The organism is Rhizobium sp. M1 (assembly GCF_002531805.1).
GTDB classification, from domain to species: domain Bacteria; phylum Pseudomonadota; class Alphaproteobacteria; order Rhizobiales; family Rhizobiaceae; genus Rhizobium; species Rhizobium etli_C.
Window position 1 is genome coordinate 1 of record NZ_NWSW01000050.1, and the last position, 23,746, is coordinate 23,746.

Annotated in this window: 21 protein-coding genes and 6 pseudogenes; 18 read left to right on the forward strand and 9 right to left on the reverse strand. The window is 57.1% G+C overall.

Annotated features, from left to right (window positions below; all coding sequences use genetic code 11):
- Together CO655_RS30485 and CO655_RS30490 are read right to left on the reverse strand one after the other, a co-directional pair.
- Positions 1-185, reverse strand: a pseudogene (locus CO655_RS30485) (IS3 family transposase); the annotation flags it as partial.
- Positions 186-216: 31 nt separating this feature from the next.
- Positions 217-905: pseudogene (locus tag CO655_RS30490) on the reverse strand (transposase).
- A gap of 1,462 nt (positions 906-2,367) precedes the next feature.
- Here CO655_RS30490 and CO655_RS34545 point away from each other — a divergent pair.
- Entirely contained in the window at positions 2,368-2,799 is a 432-nt protein-coding gene (locus tag CO655_RS34545; protein ID WP_245423971.1) for a hypothetical protein, read from the forward strand.
- Between the two features lie 122 nt (positions 2,800-2,921).
- Here CO655_RS34545 and CO655_RS34810 read toward each other — a convergent pair.
- Positions 2,922-3,362, reverse strand: a pseudogene (locus CO655_RS34810) (transposase).
- Positions 3,363-3,382: 20 nt separating this feature from the next.
- A complete protein-coding gene (locus tag CO655_RS34815) occupies positions 3,383-4,009 on the reverse strand; it encodes a transposase (RefSeq protein ID WP_348628171.1) in 627 nt (208 codons plus the stop codon).
- Positions 4,010-4,063: 54 nt separating this feature from the next.
- Here CO655_RS34815 and speD point away from each other — a divergent pair, with 54 nt between their 5' ends.
- The 3 genes and pseudogenes from speD to CO655_RS30515 form a co-directional block, all read left to right on the forward strand.
- Positions 4,064-4,549 carry an adenosylmethionine decarboxylase gene (speD, locus tag CO655_RS30505; RefSeq protein ID WP_245423973.1) on the forward strand — a complete coding sequence of 162 codons (486 nt, stop codon included), beginning with the start codon at positions 4,064-4,066 and terminating at the stop codon, positions 4,547-4,549.
- A 31-nt stretch (positions 4,550-4,580) separates the two neighbouring features.
- Positions 4,581-4,847: a hypothetical protein gene (locus CO655_RS34060; protein WP_164736476.1), complete on the forward strand. Its 267-nt coding sequence runs from the start codon at positions 4,581-4,583 to the stop codon at positions 4,845-4,847.
- Positions 4,848-4,958: 111 nt separating this feature from the next.
- A pseudogene (locus CO655_RS30515) lies at positions 4,959-5,240 on the forward strand (reverse transcriptase domain-containing protein); the annotation flags it as partial.
- A gap of 160 nt (positions 5,241-5,400) precedes the next feature.
- Here CO655_RS30515 and CO655_RS30520 read toward each other — a convergent pair.
- The 3 genes from CO655_RS30520 to CO655_RS30530 form a co-directional block, all read right to left on the reverse strand.
- Positions 5,401-5,991: a nuclear transport factor 2 family protein gene (locus CO655_RS30520; RefSeq protein ID WP_011053426.1), complete on the reverse strand. Its 591-nt coding sequence runs from the start codon at positions 5,989-5,991 to the stop codon at positions 5,401-5,403.
- Between the two features lie 167 nt (positions 5,992-6,158).
- Entirely contained in the window at positions 6,159-6,413 is a 255-nt protein-coding gene (locus tag CO655_RS30525; RefSeq protein WP_004678571.1) for a ferredoxin, read from the reverse strand.
- Positions 6,414-6,433: 20 nt separating this feature from the next.
- A complete protein-coding gene (locus tag CO655_RS30530; RefSeq protein ID WP_042120111.1) occupies positions 6,434-7,612 on the reverse strand; it encodes a cytochrome P450 in 1,179 nt (392 codons plus the stop codon).
- A 306-nt stretch (positions 7,613-7,918) separates the two neighbouring features.
- Here CO655_RS30530 and CO655_RS34065 point away from each other — a divergent pair, with 306 nt between their 5' ends.
- On the forward strand, positions 7,919-8,092 hold the full coding sequence (locus CO655_RS34065) for a hypothetical protein (RefSeq protein WP_010009909.1): 174 nt from the start codon (positions 7,919-7,921) through the stop codon (positions 8,090-8,092).
- A 596-nt stretch (positions 8,093-8,688) separates the two neighbouring features.
- On the forward strand, positions 8,689-9,405 hold the full coding sequence (locus CO655_RS30535) for a Crp/Fnr family transcriptional regulator (protein ID WP_097667774.1): 717 nt from the start codon (positions 8,689-8,691) through the stop codon (positions 9,403-9,405).
- Here the strand turns inward: CO655_RS30535 and CO655_RS33660 are convergent.
- Positions 9,395-9,484, reverse strand: a pseudogene (locus CO655_RS33660) (L,D-transpeptidase); the annotation flags it as partial. The gene CO655_RS30535 and the pseudogene CO655_RS33660 sit on opposite strands and share 11 nt — an antisense overlap.
- Positions 9,485-9,541: 57 nt before the next feature.
- A pseudogene (locus CO655_RS34550) lies at positions 9,542-9,760 on the reverse strand (cobyrinic acid a,c-diamide synthase); the annotation flags it as partial.
- Between the two features lie 527 nt (positions 9,761-10,287).
- On the opposite strand from CO655_RS34550, the gene CO655_RS30540 reads away from it, so the two are divergent.
- The 12 genes from CO655_RS30540 (at position 10,288) to CO655_RS30605 (ending at position 23,706) form a co-directional block, all read left to right on the forward strand.
- Entirely contained in the window at positions 10,288-10,827 is a 540-nt protein-coding gene (locus CO655_RS30540; RefSeq protein ID WP_004678566.1) for a peroxiredoxin, read from the forward strand.
- Positions 10,828-10,902: 75 nt separating this feature from the next.
- Complete coding sequence (gene rpoN, locus CO655_RS30545) at positions 10,903-12,354, forward strand: RNA polymerase factor sigma-54 (RefSeq protein ID WP_097667770.1); 1,452 nt, start codon at positions 10,903-10,905, stop codon at positions 12,352-12,354.
- A 524-nt stretch (positions 12,355-12,878) separates the two neighbouring features.
- Positions 12,879-13,196, forward strand: coding sequence for an iron-sulfur cluster assembly accessory protein (locus tag CO655_RS30555; RefSeq protein WP_009995752.1), 318 nt, complete (start codon positions 12,879-12,881; stop codon positions 13,194-13,196).
- 969 nt (positions 13,197-14,165) lie between these two features.
- On the forward strand, positions 14,166-15,362 hold the full coding sequence (nifS, locus tag CO655_RS30565) for a cysteine desulfurase NifS (RefSeq protein ID WP_097667772.1): 1,197 nt from the start codon (positions 14,166-14,168) through the stop codon (positions 15,360-15,362).
- 339 nt (positions 15,363-15,701) lie between these two features.
- Positions 15,702-16,085 (forward strand): nitrogenase stabilizing/protective protein NifW, encoded by a 384-nt coding sequence (gene nifW, locus CO655_RS30570; protein ID WP_097667773.1) that lies wholly within the window; start codon positions 15,702-15,704, stop codon positions 16,083-16,085.
- 176 nt (positions 16,086-16,261) lie between these two features.
- Complete coding sequence (locus CO655_RS30575) at positions 16,262-17,110, forward strand: electron transfer flavoprotein subunit beta/FixA family protein (RefSeq protein WP_004678528.1); 849 nt, start codon at positions 16,262-16,264, stop codon at positions 17,108-17,110.
- A 15-nt stretch (positions 17,111-17,125) separates the two neighbouring features.
- Positions 17,126-18,235: an electron transfer flavoprotein subunit alpha/FixB family protein gene (locus CO655_RS30580; RefSeq protein WP_085739699.1), complete on the forward strand. Its 1,110-nt coding sequence runs from the start codon at positions 17,126-17,128 to the stop codon at positions 18,233-18,235.
- Between the two features lie 9 nt (positions 18,236-18,244).
- Positions 18,245-19,552, forward strand: a complete 1,308-nt coding sequence (locus CO655_RS30585) for an FAD-binding protein (protein WP_004678525.1) — start codon at positions 18,245-18,247, stop codon at positions 19,550-19,552.
- Positions 19,553-19,564: 12 nt separating this feature from the next.
- Complete coding sequence (locus tag CO655_RS30590) at positions 19,565-19,864, forward strand: ferredoxin family protein (RefSeq protein ID WP_004678523.1); 300 nt, start codon at positions 19,565-19,567, stop codon at positions 19,862-19,864.
- A 220-nt stretch (positions 19,865-20,084) separates the two neighbouring features.
- Positions 20,085-21,773: a nif-specific transcriptional activator NifA gene (gene nifA, locus CO655_RS30595; RefSeq protein ID WP_085739644.1), complete on the forward strand. Its 1,689-nt coding sequence runs from the start codon at positions 20,085-20,087 to the stop codon at positions 21,771-21,773.
- Positions 21,774-21,986: 213 nt separating this feature from the next.
- Positions 21,987-23,465, forward strand: a complete 1,479-nt coding sequence (gene nifB, locus CO655_RS30600) for a nitrogenase cofactor biosynthesis protein NifB (protein ID WP_011053432.1) — start codon at positions 21,987-21,989, stop codon at positions 23,463-23,465.
- A gap of 34 nt (positions 23,466-23,499) precedes the next feature.
- Entirely contained in the window at positions 23,500-23,706 is a 207-nt protein-coding gene (locus CO655_RS30605) for a 4Fe-4S binding protein (protein WP_008536545.1), read from the forward strand.
- Positions 23,707-23,746: the final 40 nt, after the last annotated feature.

The window sequence follows — 23,746 nt, forward strand, 5'->3', positions numbered from 1 at the left end:
TGAACGAAGTCCATCGCCCAGACGTCGTTGGGTCCGATGGCCATGTGCCGATCCTCGCGAAGCTTGGCGGTGTCTTGTTCCGCAACTGTAGCTCCAAGTCCCTGTAAATGCGGTAGGTTCGCGCCCCAACCCTCGCGTTCCAACAGCACATGCACGCGGCGATAGCCGTAGCGCACCCGCGTCTCAGAGCCCGATTCAAAAGTTCATTCGTATATCCTATCTTGCGATGCGCCTTGTGAGCATTCTGATTGAAGCGATTTGCGCCCATGCGGTTGCGCTTTCGATCGATTTCTCCCAATCCTTGGCGAGACGGCGGCAGCGTCCAAGCCAGGCGAAAGTTCTTTCCACCACCCATCTCTTGGGCAGGACGACGAAGCCCTTGGCGTGATCCGAACGCTTGACCATTTCGATCGTCCAGTCACCATGGCCGCACATTGCTCGCCTCAACTTGGCTCCGGCGTAGCCACCATCGGCGAAGATGTGGCGCAGCCACGGAAAACGGCGGCGGATCGCCTTGAGGACATGGGGTGCGCCGTCGCTACGCTTTGGCTGTCGATAATCCCTGCCGTCGGTTGCGCCTCCCGTCCCTCGATTTCCCGCGCCGCCATCACCAGAAGCTGGTTGATGCTCTGCCACAGTCCGATCGCGCGCCAAGCATAAAAATAACCGCGCACTGTCGAAACCGGCGGAAAATCGCCCGGCAGCATGCGCCATTGGCAGCCGCTCGAGGCGATATAGAGGATCGCCTCCACGACCGAGCGCATATTCGTCGTCCGACGCCGCCCGCAACGACGCGCTGGCGGGATCAGCGGTTTGATCAACGCCCATTCCCGGTCCTTCAAATCACTTGGAAAACGAAGCACGTCTCGGTTATGCTCACGGCGAGCGATAGCAGTCCAGCTCATCGAAACCCCATTTGATTTAGCACCAATAGGGAATCACAACTGACTGTTATCGCTCAACTTCTTTTAAATCGGGCTCTTAGGCAATTTCCGCGGAGGACGGATTATCAAATATACCGGGCATTACCACTTGGTGTATTCTGCGTGCTTCGCGGTTATACGAGCCCTATTTGTTGTATCAATACTTATGCCATCGGATACGACCGAGTCTAATACCGGAGAAAAGATCGCTTAACCGCCCGAATCATTTCAAAAAATATTACAGATAGTGGAGGAAGCCCGTGGGCTTACGTGTAATCGCGTGTTCTGCTCCCCAGTTTTCTCACGGCGAGGCGGGCGAAATGGCATTATCAAGCGCCGATCCGGCAAGCCTCTACAATGCCTGCAGATATGCTGCGTCACTGGCATCCAAGGCGGAAGGTGCATGGGGCGAAAGCAATTGGCGCGGCACCAGGAGTGACAGGCGACAATCAACGCTTCTGCTATCTGACAGGGACGATGTGCAGCGAAGGCTAACGCCGCTATTAGTCCGGGTCCGGCCCAATTTAGTTCTCATAGGAGCGATGTCGATATGCTTCCGTGGTGCGATTGAGACAGCGAAATACATCAGAGAGTTTCTAGGCGATGACGTTTGTATCGTTCTTGGCGGTCGCCACGCCACCGAAACAATATATCGGGATGACGAAAATCGTGTAAGACATCATCTAGCGTCCCCTCTGCGGCTAATTGCTGACGGAAAAGTTTCCAGCTGTTTCGACATCGCGCTCTCCGGAGATGGTGAACACTTTATCGCGGAAATTGGGTGCGTCGTAGCTTCCTTGGAAGCAAGAGGTTTTTCGCCAAGGGAGGCGAAATTCTCATTGGGCCACCTGACGACCACCCCGGGGCACTGGATCGCCGGCACAATCATGGACGATCAGGTCCACACTGTGTGCTCTTCGGGCATGCCGCTCGATTATAATGGGATGCCATCCCCAGCCGAAATGTTCGGAGTTACAACTAGCTTTGACGTGTTTGGTGGCGCGCCTACCGCGCACGTCTTCAGCGACATCGGGCGTGGATGTATCTATGATTGTATCTTCTGCAGTGAGAGGATCAGCGTTGGCGGGCCTCCTCGACAGTTCAAGATAAGCCCCCACCGGTTATGCGGCCAACTCGCAGCAGCCCGCCGCGTAGTCAAGGCAGATTACGGCGAAAACTTTCCTGTCTCGGCGTTCATTGAAGACTCAACTCTTCTTGGATGGAATTCGGCCCTCGTAGCCCAGTTTGAAAAGGTATTCGACCCACTCGAAAATCCTGTGCGGCTTGGCGGACAAGCGACCATTGACCAAATTGTCAATAACCCAGCCCTTGCACGAAGACTAGGCCGCATGGGCCTGGATATCTTTTCATCGGGGTCGAGACACCGCGCCCAGAACTTGTTGGAGGTCTTCACAAGAACATCGCCACCAAGAAGGGTTCGTGGATGGAACGCGCGGACAAAGCAGTTGAGATCTTGTCCGAAGCCGGAATCAAGGTTGGGGTATCCCTCCTATTTGGTATGGGCGAGGGAGCTGCTGAAAGGCAGCAATTGTTTTCGGCCTTAGAATGCTGGCGGAAAACGGGCTCTCTGATCACAATCAGCATGAACTGGGCCGTCCAACAGCCTTTGAGAAACACGGTTCAGGGGAATGAATATACCTATTTGGATTGGGCGGTGTCGCCCGGTCCCATGCTGTCGTTGTTAAGGAATTTTGGCGAATCCTCTGAGATCTATCCAATTGCCGGCGGTACAAGCCCAGACGAAGCCTCCGTAAAGGATATTCTCCAAGCCACCAAGGAGATCATGGCTATGCCGCCTGCACACCCAATGCAAAAGCAAGAAGCGGATCATGTCCCAGGACGTGGTGTAGCTTAGACGACCACGGCTCATCCCAGCCGGATGAGTGTCAGCTTGCTGCTGGCAGGCTGATGAGGGGATCATCGCTCATTGTGGCGATTGTCTCAAGTGTCATGTAGCGGGATCGCTGGACGGCCCATTCATCGTTCTGTTCGAGCAGCAGCGCACCGACCAGGCGCACGATGGCGTCGTCGTTGGGGAAGATGCCGACGACCTCTGTCCGCCGCTTGATCTCGCCGTTCAATCGCTCAATCGGGTTGGTCGAGTGAAGTTTGGCCCAATGCTGCTTGGGACATGTAGGCGAGCACGTCTTGCTCGGCGCTGTCCATAAGACTGGTGAGCTTCGGTACCTTTGGCCTGATCTGGTCGGCGACGTTGCGCCACTGAGTGCTTGCCGCCTCCGGCGTGTCCTGAGCGAAGGCCGTGGCAATGAAGGCGGAGAAAACTCGGCGTCCGCTCTTTCCAGCATGGGCCAAGGCATTGCGCATGAAGTGGACCCTGCAGCGCTGCCAGGTGGCGGAGAGCACCTTCGATACTGCGGCCTTGATGCCCTCATGCGCATCGGAGACAACGAGCTTCACGCCACGCAGACCCCGCCTGGTCAGCTTCGAAGAAACTCCGTCCAGGTCGCCTCGGCCTCGGACGTGCCGAGCACCTCGCGTCGACCGTCGGTGTTGACGCCGACGGCGATGATTACGGCGACGGAGACAATACGACCACCGCGCCGAACCTTGAGGGAGGTCGCATCGATCCACAGGTAGGGCCATTCTCCTTCGATGGGCCTGTCGAGGAAGACCTTCACCTTCTCATCGATTTCTTCGCACAGCCGGGATACCTGGCTTTTGGAGATGCCGCTCATGCCCATGGCCTTGACGAGGTCATCGACGGATCGGGTCGAAACGCCATGGATATAGGCTTCTTCGATGACCGCCGTCAGGGCCTTCTCGGCCATCCGGCGTGGTTCGAGAAAGCTCGGGAAATAGCTGCCTGTGCGAAGCTTGGGAATGCGCAGCTCGACGGTGCCCGCCCGTGTCTCCCAATCCCGGTCGCGATAGCCGTTACGCTGGGCCAGTCGGAAGCCATTCTTCTCGCCATAGCCCGCGCCGGTCTTCGTGCCGACCTCCAGCGCCATCAGCTTCTCGGCAGTAAAGCCGATCATCTCGCGCAGCAAATCGGCATCGGCGCTCTTCTCAACGAGTGAGCGCAGGTTCATCATGTCGTCGGTCATCGGTGGTGTCCCTCAGGTTGGCTCTAAGCAACCCGACCCTACCGGAAATCACCGATGGCTAGGAAATCCAGCTACACCACTCCATTGGACACGATCAAGAAGCGGAGCATATATATGCTGAACGGAGCGCCTAAAGGCGGAATAAATTACCCTAGCTCAGACCGAGTATGCGCCGGAACCCATCTCTTTATCGATATGTGGGATGCAGAAAATACGGGAAATGCTGAAGCGATTGAGGCGGCGGTAGCGCAAGCCGTTCATGACTGCCGCGCAACGATGTTGGAATCGAGTTATAGAAAATATAGCGAAGATGGGGGCGTCACGGGCTTCGCAATTCTCGCTGAATCGCACATTTGCGTAAATACCTGGCACGAAGAACGCATGGTCGCGATAGACGTATTTTTTTGTGGTTCGCTAGACCCGTACGCGAGTATCACCGCGTTGCGCGACGTATTTCGTCCATCCCGGATCCATATTAGCGAGCACAAGCGTCTTCTTGGAACAAGAATAACGCATCCAAATATTGTGGAAGCGCTTTAACCGAAAGTATTCTCCGAAATCGAGGCGGAACATGTCTAGACAAATCGTTTTCGTGCGCGAAAAATACCCTTCTGAATTCCGCACTATGATCGTGCCGAATGAAGTGCCGTACTACACAGAAAAGGGCTTTGAGGTATTCGTCGAGCTTGGTATCGGCGAAAAAATTGGCTTTGCGGAACCAGCCGGATGTCCTAAAGCGCCGGCGTGTCTGGTTCGACGGCCAACTGATCTCGATCCAGAACAGCTGATCTTCATCGACGAAAGTGTGCTGCAGAGGCACGGAAGGAGTTCAGTATGAGCTAACCCCGTAACGTGAAGCTGCGTGAATGATGGAGGATGGCCCTCCGGGATCGGCTTTCAGGAGCGGGTCTCAAACCAGTCCGAACTGCTGCGATAAAGAGCCGTGGTGGCTGGGGCTTACTTTCCGCCGCCGGTGCGCGTCGTCTCCATTCCAAAGAAGACCGGAGGCGAAAGGGTTTTGGGTGTGCCGACGGTCAGTGATCGGATCGCGCAGATGGTGGTCAAGCAGATGATTGAGCCGGATTTAGAGCCGCTCTTCTTGCCAGACTCCTATGGCTACAGGCCGATGAAGTCGGCTTTGGATGCCGTTGGGGTAACGCGTCAGCGGTGCTGGAAGTACGATTGGGTTCTGGAATTCGACATCAAAGGGCTGTTCGACAATCTTCCGCATGGGCAATTTCGTCTGGACGCGCCACGCGACCCATTGGCACCCGGCTGCGCACCGCGGTGAGGTCTATCTTGCCCGCGCGTTCAAGTTCCGAAACCATCGGCATGCGCACGTAAAAGTTCCCTGACCAACGTTGACGATCTCGAGGCTGAATCCTGATCGATCAAGTCTCACTTTCATCCTCTTGAAGGAATGCAGTCTTCCTAAATGCGTAGACGGGGTCATCGGGACATGATGCTCCGATCGGCTGCCGGTGGCCGAACTGCTCAGTCTCGGATGCCGCGGCCAAGATCTGCTCCTCGACTAGATCATAGACCACCGTCCGTTCGGCAATTCTCCAATCCCCTCCCTTTTTCAGGAACAGATCGCAATAGCGGCCGCAGATCAGGGCCTGACTTAGCGTTCCGGCCTTGTCCGGTGCGCGTTGCAGTGCGGCGAAGTAACTTTCGACGGCGGCTTTTTCCGGGCTGCTGAACTCAATCAGAATGTTCGTGATTTGATGGATGTTGCGCGGTCCCGTCTTGAAGACACCAAGGGCGAACTCGATGAAGCCCTCGGCCGAACCGGGATAGGTCCCGTGATTGTCACGTGCATCGGGCCAGTAGGAACTGCGCAGCGCCCTTTCATCGGCGCGGTCTATCCCGCGGCAATACCGATAGAGGCAGTCGCGGAGCGCCTCGCGGTCGAGCAATTCGGTAATTTTTTTTTGTGTTTCATCGCTTGTCGCACATCTGATATCGGGGCGCTTACCCATCCAGTGACGCAGCCAGCTTTCAACTGCTCGGCTGACGTAAGGAAAAACCCTCCCTCTGCTTAGGCATGCATGTAAACAACTGCCCTTAGAAGTAGACACCAATGGGAGAGCTGCGGGTAAGGTGTTTGGACAGCGACGGCGCCGTCATGCACCAGTTGCGTTGCGTTTCAACCCCCACAATGTTGGTTGAACAAAAGGCGATCGAGCAACGCATCCGAAACGCAATCTATCTCCAGCGCACGTTCAGGGCAGGATCGAGCGCCTCGCGACGCGAACAGTTCGTCCCTCTCCTCGACATCGATTGCACCGGGTAGTATGTATCCCTCGTCGTCAAGATTGAATATTTCGGGCGCTTGGGCCCAGCATCTTGCATGACCTTGGCATTTGGAAGTGTGCACTATGACGCGCATACGGTACTCCATGTCTTTCCTCCTCTCAATTATCAGGACCAGTCCAGGATCAGATTCTCCATTCCAAACACGTGGCCCCCATAGGTGATGGGCGCCGTACCATCCTTGATACGGAAGTCAGGGATGCGCGACAGCCACTCCTCCAGGCCGATGATGATCTCTCGCCGGGCAAGGTGTGATCCAAGACAGCGATGGGGACCGTACGCAAAAGCGGTGTGGCGATTGTCTTCTCGTGCCAAATCGATCGTGTTCGGATTTTCGAATTCCACCGGATCACGATTGGCAATCATCGTGGCGCAGGAAATGTAGTCACCCTTACGGATCGGCGCGCCTTCGAAATTGATATCTTTCGTCGCCACACGGATCATCTGCACGGTCGAATAGGCGCGAAGCAGTTCTTCGGCTGCGAGCACAATTCGATCCGGTTTGCTCCGCAGCAATTCCTGTTCTGTCGGATTGCGCGCGAGATAGGCCAGGTCAAAGCCGATCGCCGTTGCCACGGTGTCCAGTCCCGCGACGAATAGAAGCACGCCTATTCCATGGATTTCCTGGTCTCTCAACAGGCGGCCGTCGACCTTTGCCTGCACGACGAAGGTCATGAAATCGTCGGCCGGTTCTTTGCGGCGCATCGCTGCAAGTTCATCGATGAACGCCAAAATTGTTCGGGCGGCTGCGGTTCGTCTGATGCCGTCGCCGTGGAGCAGGTCCTTCCCCCAGCCCACGAATGTATTGAGGCGCTCATCGGATAAGCCGAGCAAACGGAGGAAGATACTAACCGCAAAAGGAAAGGCGAAGTCCGTCAAGATGTCGCAGCTTGTGCTCGACGCGGAAATCTTGGAAATCAACGCAATCGCCCGATCACGGACCGCCGGTTCAAGCTCCATTATCCGCCTGGGCGAAAGCAGCGGATTGAGAAGTGAGCGAAACACGCTGTGAGCCGGGGGGTCGAGTTCAAGCGGGATCAGCGGCCAGTTTTCGCCAAGCGCCGAGGCGAAAAGGCTCCGATGGCTGGAAAAGGTTCCGGTGTCCTGCAGCAATTTGCGTTGGTCCTGAGCGCGAACGATGACCCAGGTACCTCGGCCATCGCGCGTATTGCAGGGAGAATAAAAGATTCTCGGTCCATTATGGAGGCAAGCGACAGCTGCGTGCGGATCCCCATTTGGCATGCGCTCCATGCCGGGCGACGTGAACAGGCTGAAGTCCTTCACCATTTCGGGAGGGACATGTTCTGGAACCCTAATGGTAGCCACTGCTTTTCTCCTGTCATCAAAGCCCCTTCGCCGAGAACGAATTCTCCTCGGAGAGGGAGCGAGCAAAATCGTTGAGCGCCAGATTTCCAATCTCAGCAGCGCGAGGCGCCAATGACATGCGATGCAGCGATCAGATCGCCGTGCGGCTCGAAATCCACGCTGCTTTGTTGGCCGAAGTCGAAATTTCTTGGATGCCTCGCCCGCCCTTCCGGTCGACATCGGATTTTCACGGGTACCTCTCTTCCGGTAAATGCGTTCTGAGCACAGATGCATTTTGATTTCCTCCGCTCCATGGCGGTCACCAAAGAAACCGGCCGACAGTCCTTGCCGCCCCGCAAGAAGAACTTCAAAGTTCATGCCAATTTGATTGATTTGGCCGGAAAGAAATTTTTCAATTGCCTTTCAGCGCTTTGGCTCAAGGCAGAACTAAAGATTGGCTGATCAAGGCCGTGTCGCGTATCTAACAAAACCCGACATCAGGTGCCGGATGCCATCTATTCAGGTGCGACTTTTTTCCAGCCACCACAGCCGGGGGCCAGAGACAGCGCGACGAGTAACGAATGTCCTGATGTACTGCGATGCAGTGGGATAGCTTGAGGGTGGGTAGCTTTGAATTGTGGCATCGAGCTAGCGGCGGAATTCCGGGAACAGCTCGAAGCGTGCTACTCCTTTGTCCTGAATGTCAGTTCTACCAGCCCGACGACACCACCCTAAGAGTCGGCGGCAATCTGCCGATTGGGTGTTGCCTGACAGCAATGGGTATGGTGGCCTACCGTCCGCCGAGACGGAAGGCGATGGCCGCAGAAAGCCCGCTCAAGCGGCGGGCCGAAAATGCCGTCCGAAACAAATCCACAAACTGCCCTGCCTGGCACGGCAAGAGCGTGGGTACGGAGATTTGATCTGGATCAAATCGCAATCCCGATGAAATTGATAGCCATCAAAGACGCGCTGGAAGAAATAGGGATAGCCGAAGTCGCAACGGCCGCGTGGTCGTCTCGGGCATGTCCGGCATAGGCGGTTTTCGAAGGGATCAGGACATGGACGTCGCACGCAGTGAGGTTCTCGTGATTGGCACTTCCGTCGCTTGCCGTTCCTGCCAGGCGCGGCACGGCGTCGTTTGCGGCGCCTTGTCGGCTGGCCAGCTTAGCGAACTTGGCCGCCACTCGCTGCGCCGCAAGGTCGACGCAGGCTGCGAGATCATTGCACAAGGATCGGAAAACTCTTTCTATTCGAACATCACGCGCGGCGTGGTGAAGCTCTGCAAGGTGATGTCGGACGGGCGCCAGCAGATCGTTGGCCTGCAATTCGCCCCCGATTTCGTCGGCCGCCCCTTCGTGCGCGAAAGCACGCTGTCGGCCGAGGCCGCGACCGATGCGGAGATCTGCGTGTTCCCCCGCAATTTGCTCGAACGCATGATATTGGAGACTAGGGAATTGCAGCGTAGCCTGCACGCTCAGGCGCTGAACGAGCTGGATGCCGCGCGCGAATGGATGCTGACGCTCGGCCGGCGGACCGCCGAGGAGAAGGTCGCAAGCCTGCTCCACCTCATTGCCGCCCACGCCGAGACGGCGACGAGCACTGCCTTCGATCTGCCGCTATCGCGTGCCGAGATTGCCGACTTTCTCGGGCTGACGATCGAAACCGTCAGCCGCCAGTTGACCCGGCTTCGCAAAGAGGGCGTCATCCGCATCGAGAACATCCGGCATATCACCGTGCCCGACTTGGATGCGCTCGCAAAGAAAATCAGCGGGTAATTACCACCCGCGTATTGGAAAGGCCAGCCTGGCGCGCCAGCGTAAAGAACTAGGCGGCATTGTCGGGATGCAGACGGACGTGCCGGGCGCTACCACATCGAGCATTCCGGGCGAGAAAACTTCTAGTCCCGGAGCCGCCGGCTTGCAGCTCGGGATAGCCGCCGGGCAGGTGGGTGGCGTCGCCATCGGCGCCGGGCGCCCAGCAGGTCGCCAGCGAGCTGAGCGGTGAGCGGTGAGAGGAACAAAATATCAGCTCCGCGGCGACGTCAGCCGAGCAACAAATGCTCGTAGGCCAAAGGCTACATAGCGCGACCCGGGTGCCGGTCGGCATCAGCCGATCGATATTGGCGGCTGCGAGCTCTTCACGCCCCCAACCTGCGGATATCCGCCATCGTCGTCTTCTGTGACGAAATTATCGGAGCCGTTTGCGTTTCACCATTTTTCGATGCGCGGTCCGAGCCTGGCGCCCCCTTTTTGTCGGACCTCAAACTTTCTTGTGCAGTTTCAAACAAGAAAACGTGCGCGGGTAGACATACGCACGAGCAGAACCTCAAACCCCGTGACCCGCGCCTTCCCGCCGCGACCGGACTGGCGGGCAGTATGCTAAGGTTCTAAAAGGCGGCAGAGAAACCTTGATCGAGATGCGGTCGGAAGTAGCCGAAACAGCGCCCGGCCGTCAGCGCGGCACAACGGCTTCACAATTCGCTCGCCCGCACGAGCAGCGCACGAGTGCGGCGACGAAGGCCCTGTGCTGACCGCAAGTCCATCTCCTTCAGGCCAAATGGCATGACGCTTGCTTGCCCTGGCGTGTGGGCCGAGGTCGGATTCGTGTTAGCCGTGACTGAGAGGCCGCAAATAAATTTTCCTAGAGGAGCTTCATTGATGACCATGGAAAAGCAGGTCCCTATTGTCACCTTTCGCACGCGGGTTCGCGACGAGTCTATATCCGGTCCCAACCCCTACCGCTGGGAAGACAAGACGACCGACGACTATTTCAGCGGTAAGCGGGTAATCCTTTTTTCGCTGCCGGGCGCCTTCACGCCAATCTGCTCCACCTTCCAACTGCCTGATTTCGAAAGTCTTTATGTCGAGTTTAAGAAGAATGGCATTGACGACATCTACTGTCTCTCCGTCAACGATGCCTTCGTCATGAATGCTTGGGGCAAGTCTCAGGGGTTGAAAAATGTCAAGCTTATCCCGGACGGTTCGGGAGAATTCACTCGGAAAATGGGTATGCTCGTCGCCAAGGACAATCTCGGTTTCGGTCTGCGCTCCTGGCGCTACGCTGCCGTGATCAATAATGGCGTCGTGGAGGGGTGGTTCGAGGAAGAAGGCTTTGGCGACAACTGCGCAACCGATCCGTATGGCGTTTCTTCGCCGCAAAACATTTTGAAATGCCTTAAGGCCCCAGCCTTCGTATGAGCATTGAAGCCAACGACCAGCAGCTACGACTTGTCGTGCACACCTGCGCCGAACGATAGGAGTTTTGCTCGAACCATGAAGTCCTTTACAAGCCTTCATCAGCGTCAGCAGCAATCGCTGGTTATTACGCCCCAGCTCATCGCGTCTATTCGCTTGCTGCAGCTGGCGCACACCGAACTGAATCAGTTCGTGGAACAGGAAATCGAGAAGAACCCATTTCTCGACCTGGCGTCGAATGACGGCGGGGCTTCTGGCGTATCGCCAACTGCGGCGGATGATCCAAATATCAGCGCACGCGAAGACCACGTTGATGGACCGGCCAGGACGGACATGCCTGAGCTGTCTAGTCCCTGGAAATCAATCCGTGACACAGGCAACCTTTCGCCGGGGGAAAGGCCTTCCCTGGATGAGTTCGCCGCCTCAACTGAGACATTGCACGAACATGTCGCCCATCAGATCGCCCTCACTGCCTTCACACCCCAGGAGCGGCTGATTGCTGGCGCGCTTGCCGACCATCTGGATGACACTGGGTATCTGCAAGTGAACCTTCTGGAGCTAGCAGAGAGGCTAAATAGCCCTGAGGCTGGAGTGAAGCGGGTTCTTGAGGCTTTGCAGCTATTTGACCCGCCGGGCATATTTGCGCGAAGTCTGGGCGAATGCCTCGAGATTCAGTTGCGCCAACGAGACCGGTTCGACCCGGCCATGGCAGCTCTGGTCGCAAATCTCGAGTTGCTTGCGCGACGCGATTTTCGAGCACTGAAGCGACGTTGCCGGGTCGATGAAGACGACCTTCTCGATATGTTGAACGAAATCCGTGCACTTGACCCAAAGCCTGGAAACCAGTTCCAGTCCGCAAGGTCGGAATCCATCATACCCGACGTCTTCGTCCTACCCTCGCCGGGAGGCGGATGGCACGTCGAGCTTAATCGGGAGATTTTGCCCAAGGTACTGATCAACCAAACCTATTTTGCGCAAGTTACTCGCCTAACCGCCCAAAGCTCGAAAGATCAGTCATTCCTCAACGAATGCTTCCAAAACGCGAGCTGGTTGGTTCGGAGTCTCGATCAGCGCGCCACGACGATCCTTAAGGTGGCGACCGAAATCGTGCGCCACCAGGATGTCTTTTTGGAAGATGGCATTGCTCATCTTCGCCCTCTCAATCTTAAGACCATCGCTGACGCGATCGACATGCACGAGTCCACTGTAAGTCGGGTAACGTCGAACAAATACATTCTCACGCCCCGCGGCGTGTTCGAGCTCAAGTATTTTTTCACCGTCGCGATCCCGTCCTCACAAGGCGGTGACGCGCACTCGGCCGAAGCTGTGCGCCATCAGATAAGGGCACTTATTGCCGCAGAGACGCTCCATGATGTGCTGTCCGACGATGGCATCGTTGCCAGGCTCAAGGAAACAGGCGTCGACATTGCTCGCCGCACAGTCGCCAAATATCGCGAGGCGATGAACATCCCCTCGTCCGCGCAACGCCGGCGGGAGAAACGGTTTGTACTGGCGGCCGCGGAGGGATAAGTCCTTTGTACCGTAGGTGATGCCCTTTTCCCAAAAACCGCGGAACTGAGGCACATGTGACATTGTGCTCCTCTCCATGGAGGATCGACTTCATATGGGCTGGCGACCGCAGCCTCGTCACGGGAGCTTCAAAAGTTGTTCCGGCCGCTTAAGCTGACGTTCTAGAAAAGATTAGATGTCTGTTCCATAGCCCAAGCGCTTAGGGGCTAAGCGGTTAATCACGAAACTCGTGCAGAATTTTTATGTCGCGCAAGCGACAAATCTAGAAGCAGTTGTCGCCTCCCATTCATTTTCGCCGAACCGCTGGGATTTCGGTGCGGCGGCAACGAGAGCCTCAACCGAAAATGATAGACGGAGATACGCGGGCAGACGTTCTGGAGTTGGCGCGCTTTCGAGATCTCCGATGTTCGACGACGCAGGAATACAACACGCGGGCTGATCGAACTCTTGGCCTTCCTCACCGCTTGGCACGACGCATGCACGGTAATCCGAAAATGCGCCATCGAACAAAAAGGAATCATCCCATGATCAAGCTCACAGAGAATGCCGCCGCCATCATGAACGTAACGCTTTCCCGAGCCGAGCAGGCGGAAGGCTTTCGCATCGCGGTCGAGGCAGGTGGATGCGCCGGCTACAAATACCTGGTGGGGCTAGAAAGCGTCCAGGGCCAGGGCGACGCGGTGATCGAAACAAATGGGGTCAAGGTGTTCGTTGACGCAGACTCCCAAGCACACATCAACGGCATGACGATCGACTTCGTGACGGGACCAGAAACCTCCGGTTTTGTCTTCGACAATCCCAATGCGCACCAGAACTGCACTTGCGGCAAATCCTTCGGCTGATCACCGAGAAAGCGAGAGAGCCATGCGGAATTATTGCGAAAAGGTCATGGTTTCCTTTTTCAATCCGGAGAACGACGGCGTGCAGGAAAATCCCCTCAGCGAGACCGGGGCAGTTTCCTACAGTAGAGGGCCTGAATTGATAATTGCAGTCGATCCAACGGTGGAAGCGTTTCTGGTGACGCCGTCGTCCTTGCGTTCCAACCCAGCGACCGCCTTCTCGCCAGCGCTGGCCGAACTCATAACCCTAAAGCCCGCCGAAGCGCCTCAAACCGTCCGTCAGGAGACAGCAGGCTTTTTAAGCGGTTTGCTGCCGGAGAAAAAGGTCTGCTCATCAACGGATTATCCTGAGGCAGCAAAATATTTTGGCGGGCATCCGGGCCAGGATTCCAAAGGAGACGCCCCCTCTGCAAGCAGTTCCGCGCCGAGGAAAGGTGAGCGAAGACGCGTGCGTGTCAAGAGGCTTGATTTCATGACCAAGTCGCTCACTTCGCTAGATCTGGCAGTAGACGGACGACACTCGTTCAAGCCGTCGAAGACGTGTCAGCGGTTTATACAGTACTGGTCGTCGAAAGCCTCGCTCCGGCAGAGGAGGACGATCAGACCGTCACAACAGAAATCTGAGGCCTGGAGAAATTGGCAGGGTCGAAATCGATGTTGTAGCCGGCAATCGCGTAGGACAGGGTCTAAAAATCGCCGCAGCCTGCAACAGTTCAGTTCTCAGCGACAAGCTAAGCTGGCGAGCCATCTAGTTAAGCAGCCGCGGCGAATCCAACCGTTGGAAAAGGCGCGAGCGCACAACGTTCTTCCCTTCCTACTGATGGCGGCGATGCGACGTTATCGATGCCAACAAGATCGCGTGACGCGCCATCGCACGACTCCACCCCGCGCTGCTTGCCCGAGGCTAGCAAACAACAGCATGTGCAAGACGCCGCAGCATTGTCACCGCTTCCCCTCAGTCGAGATCCACCCATGAGAGCGATCTATCTCGACAATAATGCAACGACCAGAGTCGATCCTGAAGTGGTTGAAGCCATGCTGCCGTTCTTTGCGGATCAGTTTGGAAACCCTTCGTCGACGCACGCTTTTGGCTCCTCCATCCGCGAGGCGGTGAGGAAGGCGCGCCGGCAATTGCAAGCGCTGATCGGCGCCGAGTTCGATCATGAGATCGTGTTCACCTCGGGGGGGACGGAAAGCGACAATGCGGCGATCCTTTCGGCGCTGGAGGTGATGCCTGAGCGCACAGAGATCGTGACTTCCGCAGTCGAGCATTCAGCGGTGCTGACACTCTGCGGCCATCTGGAGAAGACGCGCGGCATTAAGGTACACAGGATCCCAGTGGATCGACATGGACGTCTCGATCTTGACGCCTATGAGACCGCCCTCACTCATCGTGTAGCGATTGCTTCGATCATGTGGGCGAACAACGAGACGGGAACCATTTTCCCGGTCGCTAAGCTTGCCCAGATGGCCAAGAGAATCGGTGCACTTTTCCACACCGACGCGGTCCAGGCGGTCGGCAAGGTTCCAATGGACCTCCAACCTACTGCAATCGACATGCTTTCGTTGTCCGGACACAAATTCCATGGACCAAAAGGCATCGGTGCACTCTATCTTAGGCGGGGCTTATCTTTCTCCTCACTGATCAAGGGAGGTCATCAGGAGCGCGACCGACGCGCAGGGACAGAAAATACGGCCGGGATTGTCGGTCTAGGCAAGGCCGCCGAACTCGCCCTGAAATCAATAGACGACGAGAGGACCCGATTAAAGTCGCTCCGAGATCGATTGGAGAACGGCATTGTCCAGCGTGTTCCAGGCGCCTTCGTAACCGGCGATAGGCTTAAGAGGTTGCCGAACACGGCGAACATCGCCTTTCAACGTGTCGAAGGAGACAGTATGCTCCTTCTTCTCAACCGCTATGGCATCGCCTGCTCTTCCGGCTCTGCTTGCTCCTCCGGTTCGCTGGAGCCGAGCCATGTCTTGAGGGCAATGGATATCCCTCATGCTATGGCGCACGGAACAATCCGCTTCTCGTTCTCGCGCGATAACTGTGACGAGGATGTCGACCGGGTGCTCGAAGTTTTACCGGGCATCGTTGAAAGGCTCCGGAGCCAATCCCGTTCCGGCCACGTGGCCGACACGAGCAGCCGGGTTCGTTCTGGGGAGTAGGAGCAGGCACGCTCATGAAACGGCAATTCCTTTTCACCGATACGACCTGCATGACGGCACCGGCATCGTATGAACGATCAGGTAAAAGCCGGGGCTCTCAGTCACATAGATCGCCGGTTCACCGCCCATGCGTGTTCATGGAGGGGGCCCAGCGCCATATCATCTTAATCAATCTCTCGACACCATCGGTGAATCGCATCCGACCACCAGCCTATGCCGACTTCAGTTGCAACGCGACTGCCTTGCGCCTAGCCGCGTCGAACCACGCATTCCGTACGTTGCAGCTTAAGCTACGGGAGAACGATCTCGCGATCACCGCTCACGACCAGGGGGAATCTTATGTGCCGTTGCTCCGCTGACAGCAGTCCCGTCGATGTCAAAGACATCCTCAATCGGCTGAAATCTCTCTCGGCTGCGGAGGAGTTCTTCGCAGCCCTAGGGGTCCCCTATGACCCGAAGGTTCTCGATGTCTCACGACTCCATATCATGAAGCGTATGGGCCAATACCTCGCGGCAGAGGACTTCTCCCATCTCCCAGACCGGGTAATCGCTGCTAGTGCCCGTGCCATACTGGAAAGGGCCTACTGTGATTTCGCGACCTCCGCGCCGCTCTCGCACCGGGTCTTCAAGGTGCTCAAGGACCACAATCCGAACAGACCTGTCACACCCGGCCGCACCGTTGTCCCGTTAGACTCTTTCCTGAAGCCGTTCGAAAAGAAATGAGCACGGTTGCGACACGACAATGTCGGGAAGCTTACAATTCAGTCATATGCTAGCAACGTCGGAATCGAAGCCATTTCAATGTGATAGAGAACGCCAAACGGTTGGCACGAATGATGCACGCAAGCATGTGTACTGACAAGCCCGCCACCCATAGAGGGAGGGAGTAAGAAACCGCCATGCACATAGTTATCTGTATCAAACAGGTACCGGACTCCGCACAAATACGAGTGCATCCGGTGACGAACACAATCATGCGTCAGGGGGTGCCAACCATCATCAACCCCTATGATCTGTTCGCCCTTGAAGAGGCGCTCCAGTTGCGCGACCGCCATGGCGGCGAGGTGACCGTGCTCACCATGGGGCCGCCCATGGCAGAGGACGCGTTGCGCAAGGCGCTCACCTACGGCGCCGACCGCGCCGTACTCTTGACCGACCGTCATTTTGCCGGCTCCGACACTCTGGCGACCTCGTTTGCTCTTTCGCGAGCCATCGCGAAGATCGGAGAGGCCTTCGGTACGCCCGATATCGTCTTTACGGGCAAACAGACCATCGACGGCGATACCGCCCAGGTTGGGCCTGGCATCGCCAAGCGCCTCGACCTCCTGCAGCTCACCTACGTTGCCAAAATCGTCTCTGTCGACATCAATGGGCGCGAGATTACGGTGGAGCGCCGCTCGGAAGGGGGCACGCAGACGCTGATGAGCAAGCTCCCTTGCCTAATTACAATGCTCGAAGGCACAAACGAAATCCGCCGCGGCTCGCTCGATGACGCGCTACGGGCCGCGCGCAGCCAGATCGTGAAGTGGAATGCGGCCGACGCTGGCATAGAGGACCTCACCAAGTGCGGCCTGCGTGGCTCGCCAACCGTCGTTAAGAGGGTCTTTGCCCCTCCTGAGCGGGCGGAAAAGGCGGAGCAGATCGACACCGCGGAAAAAACACCGCGCGATCTCGCGGAGGAGTTGATCGCTGGGATCTTTTTGCGCCAGCCGGCGCTCGAAAGCGAACTCGCCTTTGACGGCGAATGAAGGCAAGGAGCGACGATGTTGAGCACGAATCGAGAGAGCCCTCCTCCAGCCGCTGGCCGTGCCGCCATGAAGAAAGAGCTGGCCGATCAGTTTAAGGACCATCGGCACGTTTGGGTCTTCATCGAGCTGGAGCGCGATCAGGTGCATCCCGTCTCCTTCGAGCTGCTCGGCGAAGGCCGCAAGCTCGCCGACAAGCTGGGCGTCCAGCTTGCCGGCGTCGTTCTCGGACCACCGGGAGAGGCCACGTGGTTTGCCATCGCCGAGGCTTTTGCTTATGGCGCCGACCTGGCCTACATCGTCGAGGCCCCACTGCTCGCCGACTACCGAAATGAGCCTTTCACCAAAGCATTGACGGATCTGGTTACTAACTACAAACCGGAAATCCTTCTTTTAGGGGCAACGACGCTCGGGCGCGACCTTGCCGGTTCCGTGGCGACGACCTTGTTGACAGGGCTCACGGCGGATTGCACCGAACTTGATGTGGATGCGGACGGCTCGCTTGCGGCGACCCGGCCGACTTTCGGCGGCTCCTTGCTTTGCACGATCTACACGCTCAACTGCCGGCCGCAGATGGCAACGGTCCGGCCGAGGGTCATGGCCATGCCTCCGCGCGGGAATAATAAGATCGGACGCGTCATTCAACACAAAGTGTCGATGATCGAGGAAGAGATCGTCACTAAGGTCCTCGGTTTCTTGTCCGATGGCCAGTCGGCGACGGCGAATCTCGCCTATGCGGACGTCGTGGTTGCTGGAGGCCTCGGTCTCGGCGCGGTGGAGAACGTGAAGCTTATGAAGAAACTCGCGCGGACGATCGGGGCCGATTATGGCTGTTCGCGCCCCCTCGTCCAAAAGGGCTGGATGCCTGCTGATCGGCAGATCGGCCAAACTGGCAAAACTATCCGGCCGAAGCTTTACATAGCAGCCGGCATTTCCGGCGCCATCCAGCATCGCGTTGGCGTCGAGGGAGCTGATCTTATTTTAGCCATTAACACCGATCCTAACGCGCCGATTTTTGATTTCGCCCACCTCGGCGTCGTCACCGATGCGATCCGTTTACTGCCGTCATTAACGGAACTCTTCACCCATCGACTGTCGCCGCACAGTCGCGATAAGCTTGCAAACTGAGGGCGCCCCATGACTGAGGAAAACTTCGACGCCATAGTTATCGGGGCCGGCATGGCCGGAAACGCAGCTGCTTACACGATGTCGAACCGCGGCATGAAGGTGCTGCAGTTGGAGCGTGGCGAGTATCCGGGCTCCAAGAATGTGCAGGGCGCCATCATGTACGCGGACATGCTGGAGAAAATCCTGCCGGATTTCCGGGATGATGCGCCTCTGGAGCGGCACTTAGTCGAGCAGCGCTTCTGGATGATGGACGACTCGTCCCACATCGGTATGCAATACCGGTCGGACGACTTCAACGAGTCGAGACACAATCGCTACACGGTCATTCGCGCCCAATTCGACAAATGGTTTTCACGCAAGGTGCGCGAGGCCGGAGCGACGCTTCTATGCGAGACGACCGTGACGGAACTCGTTCGTGATCCAAAGGGCAAGGTGATTGGCGTTCGCACCGACCGCGCCGGCGACGTGATTCTTGCTGACGTGGTCGTTCTCGCAGAGGGCGTCAATGGGCTGCTCGGCACGCGTGCTGGATTGCGTGACACGCCAAAACCGGAAACTGTCGCGCTCGCCGTCAAGGAAATGCATTTCCTGGCCGAAGAGGTAATTGACCAGCGGTTCGGCCTCAAGGCCAATGAAGGCTGCGTCATCGAGGCAGTTGGCACGATCTCTCGCAACATGGCCGGGCTTGCCTTCCTCTACACCAACAAAGAATCGATCTCGATCGGCATTGGCTGCCTTGTCTCCGAATTCGCGGCAACAATGGAAAGTCCTTATGATCTGCTCGAAAAATTCAAAAGCCATCCGTCGGTAAAGCCGCTGATCGCAGGAGCGGAAGTCAAGGAATATGCGGCGCATCTCATTCCAGAAGGTGGTTACAAGGCAATTCCGCAGCTTTTTGGTGACGGCTGGGTCGTCGTCGGCGACGCGGCACAACTTAATAATGCGGTGCACCGCGAGGGGTCCAACCTCGCCATGACGTCGGGGCGCATCGCCGGCGAAGCAATCGTCCAGATCAAGAATCGCAAAAAGCCGATGGTCAAGGAGAACCTCTCCCTTTACAAGTCGATGCTTGAAAAGTCGTTCGTTATCAAAGACTTGCGGAAATACAAGGACATGCCTGCCCTGTTGCACACCAATTCCCGCAATTTCTTCACGACTTATCCAAGGTTGCTGTCGCAGGCCGCACAGAACTTTGTGCGAGTCGATGGCACCCCGAAGATCGACAAGGAACGGGCGACCACGGGCACCTTCATCAAGGCACGCTCCCGCTGGGGGCTGTTTGGTGACGCGGTTCGCTTGGCGCGCGCGTGGCGATAAAGGAGAGATGAGATGACGGTTGCAGTGACGAACATACGCGTAGAGGACAAGCTTTACCAAAATCGATACGTGGTCGATGCCGGACGCCCGCATATTAGGGTGCGTCCACACGATTGGCCAAGCGTAAATCTGTATGCCCTCACAAGTGTCTGTCCGGCCAAGTGCTACGAATTGAATGACCAGGGCCAAGTGGAGGTTATCGCCGACGGGTGCATGGAGTGCGGCACGTGCCGCGTACTCTGCGAGGCAAGTGGAGATATCGAGTGGAACTATCCGAGAGGCGGTTTCGGCGTTCTCTTCAAGTTCGGATAAAGGTTTGCAACTCCACGATTCAGAACCAACTTGGGTTTGCAGACGGGCGCATCGGAAACTTGCAGAGGTGCGCGTTGCAAATTGGCATTAGAAATTACTATATATACATGCAAGCAAGGGTTATAAGAAACGTTAGACAACCCAAGGCCATATAATGACCCACATGCCCGCCCGACCGGTCGATGGAGCGGAACCCCTATCTGCGCTACCTGCTGGACCTATGCGCCAAGCGGGCACGCAGCGTAGCGGAATCTACGAGATATCAAAGGTACTGACTGCCCCCGCCCGGCTAGAGATTACGCTTGCCAACGTCGTGAACGTCCTCTCTTCCTTTCTGCAGATTCGATGCGGAGCAATCGTTGTTCTGGACGCTGAAGGTCAGCCCGAGATTGCCGCAACTGGCGACATCCCCCCATCCTCTCAATCAGCCGCTCGAGGCGTTATACCTAAGGCCGTAATCGACCATATCGCGACGACCGGTATGCCCTTAATCGTAAAGGATGTCAGCAAGTCCGAATTATTTCAGGCTGAGCCGCAACCGCCTTGGAGCAGCGGCACCGTCCCAATTTCTTTTATTGGCGTTCCGGTAAAAGCCGATAACAAAATACTTGGCACAATATCGATCGATCGCGTCAGGAACGACGCCGCCCCCTTCCCCGCCGACGAGGACGTTCGCTTTCTGACCATGGTCGCCAATCTGGTCAGTCGGACGATCAGGCTACATCGTTTCCTGAACCTGGAGGGTCGGCGACCTATCGGCGAACAAGAGAGACCGGAGAAGCCGATCATCGCGCAAAGGGGCGCGCCGGTCCGACATCCACCCGTCAAAATCGACGGGATTATCGGGGATAGCCCGGCTCTCCAGCAGGTGGTTGAAACCGTCTCGGTGGTGGCGAGGACGAACTCCACCGTGCTTCTGCGGGGCGAAAGCGGCACCGGCAAGGAATTTTTTGCACAGGCAATCCATCAACTTTCCCCTCGTAGCAACAAGCCGTTCGTCAAATTGAACTGCGCCGCGCTGCCCGAAGGCGTCCTGGAATCGGAGCTGTTTGGGCATGAAAAAGGGGCTTTCACCGGGGCCATCGCGCAGCGCGCCGGACGCTTCGAACTGGCAAATGGCGGAACGCTTCTGCTTGACGAGATTGGCGAGATTTCGCCCGCCTTTCAAGCCAAACTGCTGCGCGTCCTGCAGGAAGGCGAACTGGAGAGGGTGGGCGGAACCAAGACGCTTGCGGTCGACGTCCGGCTCATATGCGCCACGAATAAGAACCTCGAGATGGCTGTTGCAAACGCCGAATTCAGGGCCGACCTGTATTACCGCATCAGCGTAGTTCCAATTGTCCTGCCGCCGCTTCGAGAGCGACCCGGCGATATTCCACGCCTTGCGAACGCTCTTCTTGACCGATTCAACAAGGAGAACCAACGCGAGCTGACGTTTTCGTCGTCGGCGATCGAGGTGATGTCGCAATGCTATTTCCCAGGTAACGTCCGGGAACTCGAAAACTGCGTGCGAAGGACTGCCACCCTTGCGCGTTCAAGCTCGATCGTTTCGTCTGATTTTGCCTGCAAGAACAGCCAGTGCCTTTCGTCGCTCCTCTGGAAAACCGACGGGTCGCCCGGCGGCATCACCGTCGATGGGCATGCCCGGAGCAATGTGATGCCGACTTCATCGCCGCGCTCGGGCGGGAGCATCGGTGCGTCGGACGAGGTATCTTCCGTCAAGGCTTGTGATCCGCACGGTTCCGGTTGTCCCGCAATGGAGTCGCGCCTCACGCAACGGGACCGGTTGATCGAGGCGATGGAAAAGGCCGGGTGGGTTCAGGCCAAAGCGGCTCGTATTCTCGGCCTTACGCCTCGTCAGGTCGGCTATGCTCTACGCCAGCATCGCATCGAGGTGAAAAAGCTTTAAGCGCCTGGGTGATGTTGGACCTTCTCGATCTCCAATGCCTGGTTTGGTGGCTTACGGACAACTCTTTTGTCGACTGTCGGAAGCTTGACAAGTCTGTGTCCGAACACGGTCGGAATAGGGCAATAAATGCAAATTCTTAAAGCAAATCCCGTCCTTGGGATGGCATGGCTTTTGCGTTTTGAAAGGCGACGTCAACTAGCAACGGAGCACTCAATGTCCGCACCGATGATTTCGCTTGAAAGTGCGACCAGCACGACATCCTTGGATCAATTGCTGGCGACCGCGAAACCGAGTGGCTGCACATCCTCGTCATGTGGCGTGTCCACAAAACCGGCCGACGTGGACCAGGCTATCTGGGCGAAGATCAAAAACCACCCCTGCTATTCAGAAGAGGCTCACCATTATTTCGCGCGCATGCATGTCGCGGTCGCACCAGCCTGCAATATCCAGTGCAACTATTGCAATCGTAAATATGACTGCGCCAACGAAAGCCGCCCTGGGGTCGTCTCGGAAAAGTTGACGCCAGACCAGGCGCTGCGCAAGGTCATTGCCGTCGCCAACGAAGTGCCGCAGCTTTCCGTGCTGGGTGTCGCCGGACCGGGCGATGCCTGTTACGACTGGAAGAAGACAAAGGAAACGTTCGAACGAGTTGCGGGGGAGATCCACGACATCAAGCTGTGCATCTCCACCAACGGGCTTGCGCTGCCGGATCACGTCGCCGAACTTGTCGACATGAATGTCGATCACGTGACAATTACGATCAACATGGTTGACCCTGAAATCGGCGCAAAGATCTATCCCTGGATCTTTTACCGCAACCGTCGTTACACCGGCATCGAAGCTGCCAGAATTCTGCACGAGCGGCAAATGGTGGGCCTGGAGATGCTGACCGCGTGCGGCATCATCACCAAAGTCAATTCGGTGATGATTCCTGGTGTCAACGACGAACACTTGGTCGAGGTAAATAAATGGGTCAAGGAGCGGGGGGCGTTCCTGCACAACGTCATGCCGCTTATTTCCGATCCGGCCCATGGCACCTACTACGGCTTGACCGGACAGCGCGGCCCGCGGGCGCTCGAATTGAAGGCGCTCCAGGATCGTCTCGAAGGCGGTGCAAAGCTAATGCGCCATTGCCGGCAGTGTAGGGCCGATGCCGTCGGCCTGCTTGGGGATGATCGGGGCCAGGAGTTCGCACTCGACCAGCTTCCCGGAGAGATCACTTATGACGCCCGTAAGCGCGAGGCCTATCGGGAAGTGATCGCCCGCGAACGCGGCGATCACGCGACCGCCAAGAGCGAGGCAATCGAGACAGTCAAAGCAGCCGGCGATGGGTCCCTCCACGTCGCGGTCGCGACAAAGGGTGGCGGTCGCATCAACGAGCACTTCGGCCATGCGAAGGAGTTCCAAGTATACGAAGCTTCGTCGAGAGGCATCACCTACGTCGGGCATCGCAAGATCGAACAGTATTGCCTCGGAGGCAGGGGCGAGGAAGCCACCCTCGACGGCATCATAACTGCGCTGGTCGGTATTGACGTCGTGCTATGCGCCAAGATCGGGGAGTGCCCTAAGACTAAACTCATGGAGGCCGGGGTTCGGGCAACGGATGCTTATTGCTATGACTACATCGAGACCGCCATCGGCACCCTCTACGCCGCCAAGTTTGGCGTCGAACCACAAGCGGCGACGGCGTGAGCGCTCTTAATCCAACATCTTCAGGAGTTTAAAAATGGCCTTCAGGATCATAGCGTCCCAATGCACCCAGTGCGGTGCCTGCGAGTTCGAATGCCCCTCCGGTGCGATCAGGTTCAAAGGTGAGATCTACGTTATCGACCCGGAAAAATGCACCGAATGCAAGGGTACCTTCGAAACGCAGCAATGCGCGGAGGTTTGCCCCGTGCCGAAGACCTGCGTCCCCGCCGCACCTGCGATTTGACCTTCAGCATGGTCGGGGCTCCTGCGGAGAAGCCTTCAAT

Bases quoted from the DNA above. Each gene is read 5' to 3' on its own strand.
- CO655_RS34545 (WP_245423971.1), top strand. From the start codon at position 2,368: ATGGAACGCGCGGACAAAGCAGTTGAGATCTTGTCCGAAGCCGGAATC.
- CO655_RS34815 (WP_348628171.1), bottom strand. From the start codon at position 4,009: ATGACCGACGACATGATGAACCTGCGCTCACTCGTTGAGAAGAGCGCC.
- speD (WP_245423973.1), top strand. From the start codon at position 4,064: ATGGCTAGGAAATCCAGCTACACCACTCCATTGGACACGATCAAGAAG.
- CO655_RS34060 (WP_164736476.1), top strand. From the start codon at position 4,581: ATGTCTAGACAAATCGTTTTCGTGCGCGAAAAATACCCTTCTGAATTC.
- CO655_RS30520 (WP_011053426.1), bottom strand. From the start codon at position 5,991: ATGGGTAAGCGCCCCGATATCAGATGTGCGACAAGCGATGAAACACAA.
- CO655_RS30525 (WP_004678571.1), bottom strand. From the start codon at position 6,413: ATGGAGTACCGTATGCGCGTCATAGTGCACACTTCCAAATGCCAAGGT.
- CO655_RS30530 (WP_042120111.1), bottom strand. From the start codon at position 7,612: ATGGTGAAGGACTTCAGCCTGTTCACGTCGCCCGGCATGGAGCGCATG.
- CO655_RS34065 (WP_010009909.1), top strand. From the start codon at position 7,919: ATGCATTTTGATTTCCTCCGCTCCATGGCGGTCACCAAAGAAACCGGC.
- CO655_RS30535 (WP_097667774.1), top strand. From the start codon at position 8,689: ATGGACGTCGCACGCAGTGAGGTTCTCGTGATTGGCACTTCCGTCGCT.
- CO655_RS30540 (WP_004678566.1), top strand. From the start codon at position 10,288: ATGACCATGGAAAAGCAGGTCCCTATTGTCACCTTTCGCACGCGGGTT.
- rpoN (WP_097667770.1), top strand. From the start codon at position 10,903: ATGAAGTCCTTTACAAGCCTTCATCAGCGTCAGCAGCAATCGCTGGTT.
- CO655_RS30555 (WP_009995752.1), top strand. From the start codon at position 12,879: ATGATCAAGCTCACAGAGAATGCCGCCGCCATCATGAACGTAACGCTT.
- nifS (WP_097667772.1), top strand. From the start codon at position 14,166: ATGAGAGCGATCTATCTCGACAATAATGCAACGACCAGAGTCGATCCT.
- nifW (WP_097667773.1), top strand. From the start codon at position 15,702: ATGTGCCGTTGCTCCGCTGACAGCAGTCCCGTCGATGTCAAAGACATC.
- CO655_RS30575 (WP_004678528.1), top strand. From the start codon at position 16,262: ATGCACATAGTTATCTGTATCAAACAGGTACCGGACTCCGCACAAATA.
- CO655_RS30580 (WP_085739699.1), top strand. From the start codon at position 17,126: ATGTTGAGCACGAATCGAGAGAGCCCTCCTCCAGCCGCTGGCCGTGCC.
- CO655_RS30585 (WP_004678525.1), top strand. From the start codon at position 18,245: ATGACTGAGGAAAACTTCGACGCCATAGTTATCGGGGCCGGCATGGCC.
- CO655_RS30590 (WP_004678523.1), top strand. From the start codon at position 19,565: ATGACGGTTGCAGTGACGAACATACGCGTAGAGGACAAGCTTTACCAA.
- nifA (WP_085739644.1), top strand. From the start codon at position 20,085: ATGCGCCAAGCGGGCACGCAGCGTAGCGGAATCTACGAGATATCAAAG.
- nifB (WP_011053432.1), top strand. From the start codon at position 21,987: ATGTCCGCACCGATGATTTCGCTTGAAAGTGCGACCAGCACGACATCC.
- CO655_RS30605 (WP_008536545.1), top strand. From the start codon at position 23,500: ATGGCCTTCAGGATCATAGCGTCCCAATGCACCCAGTGCGGTGCCTGC.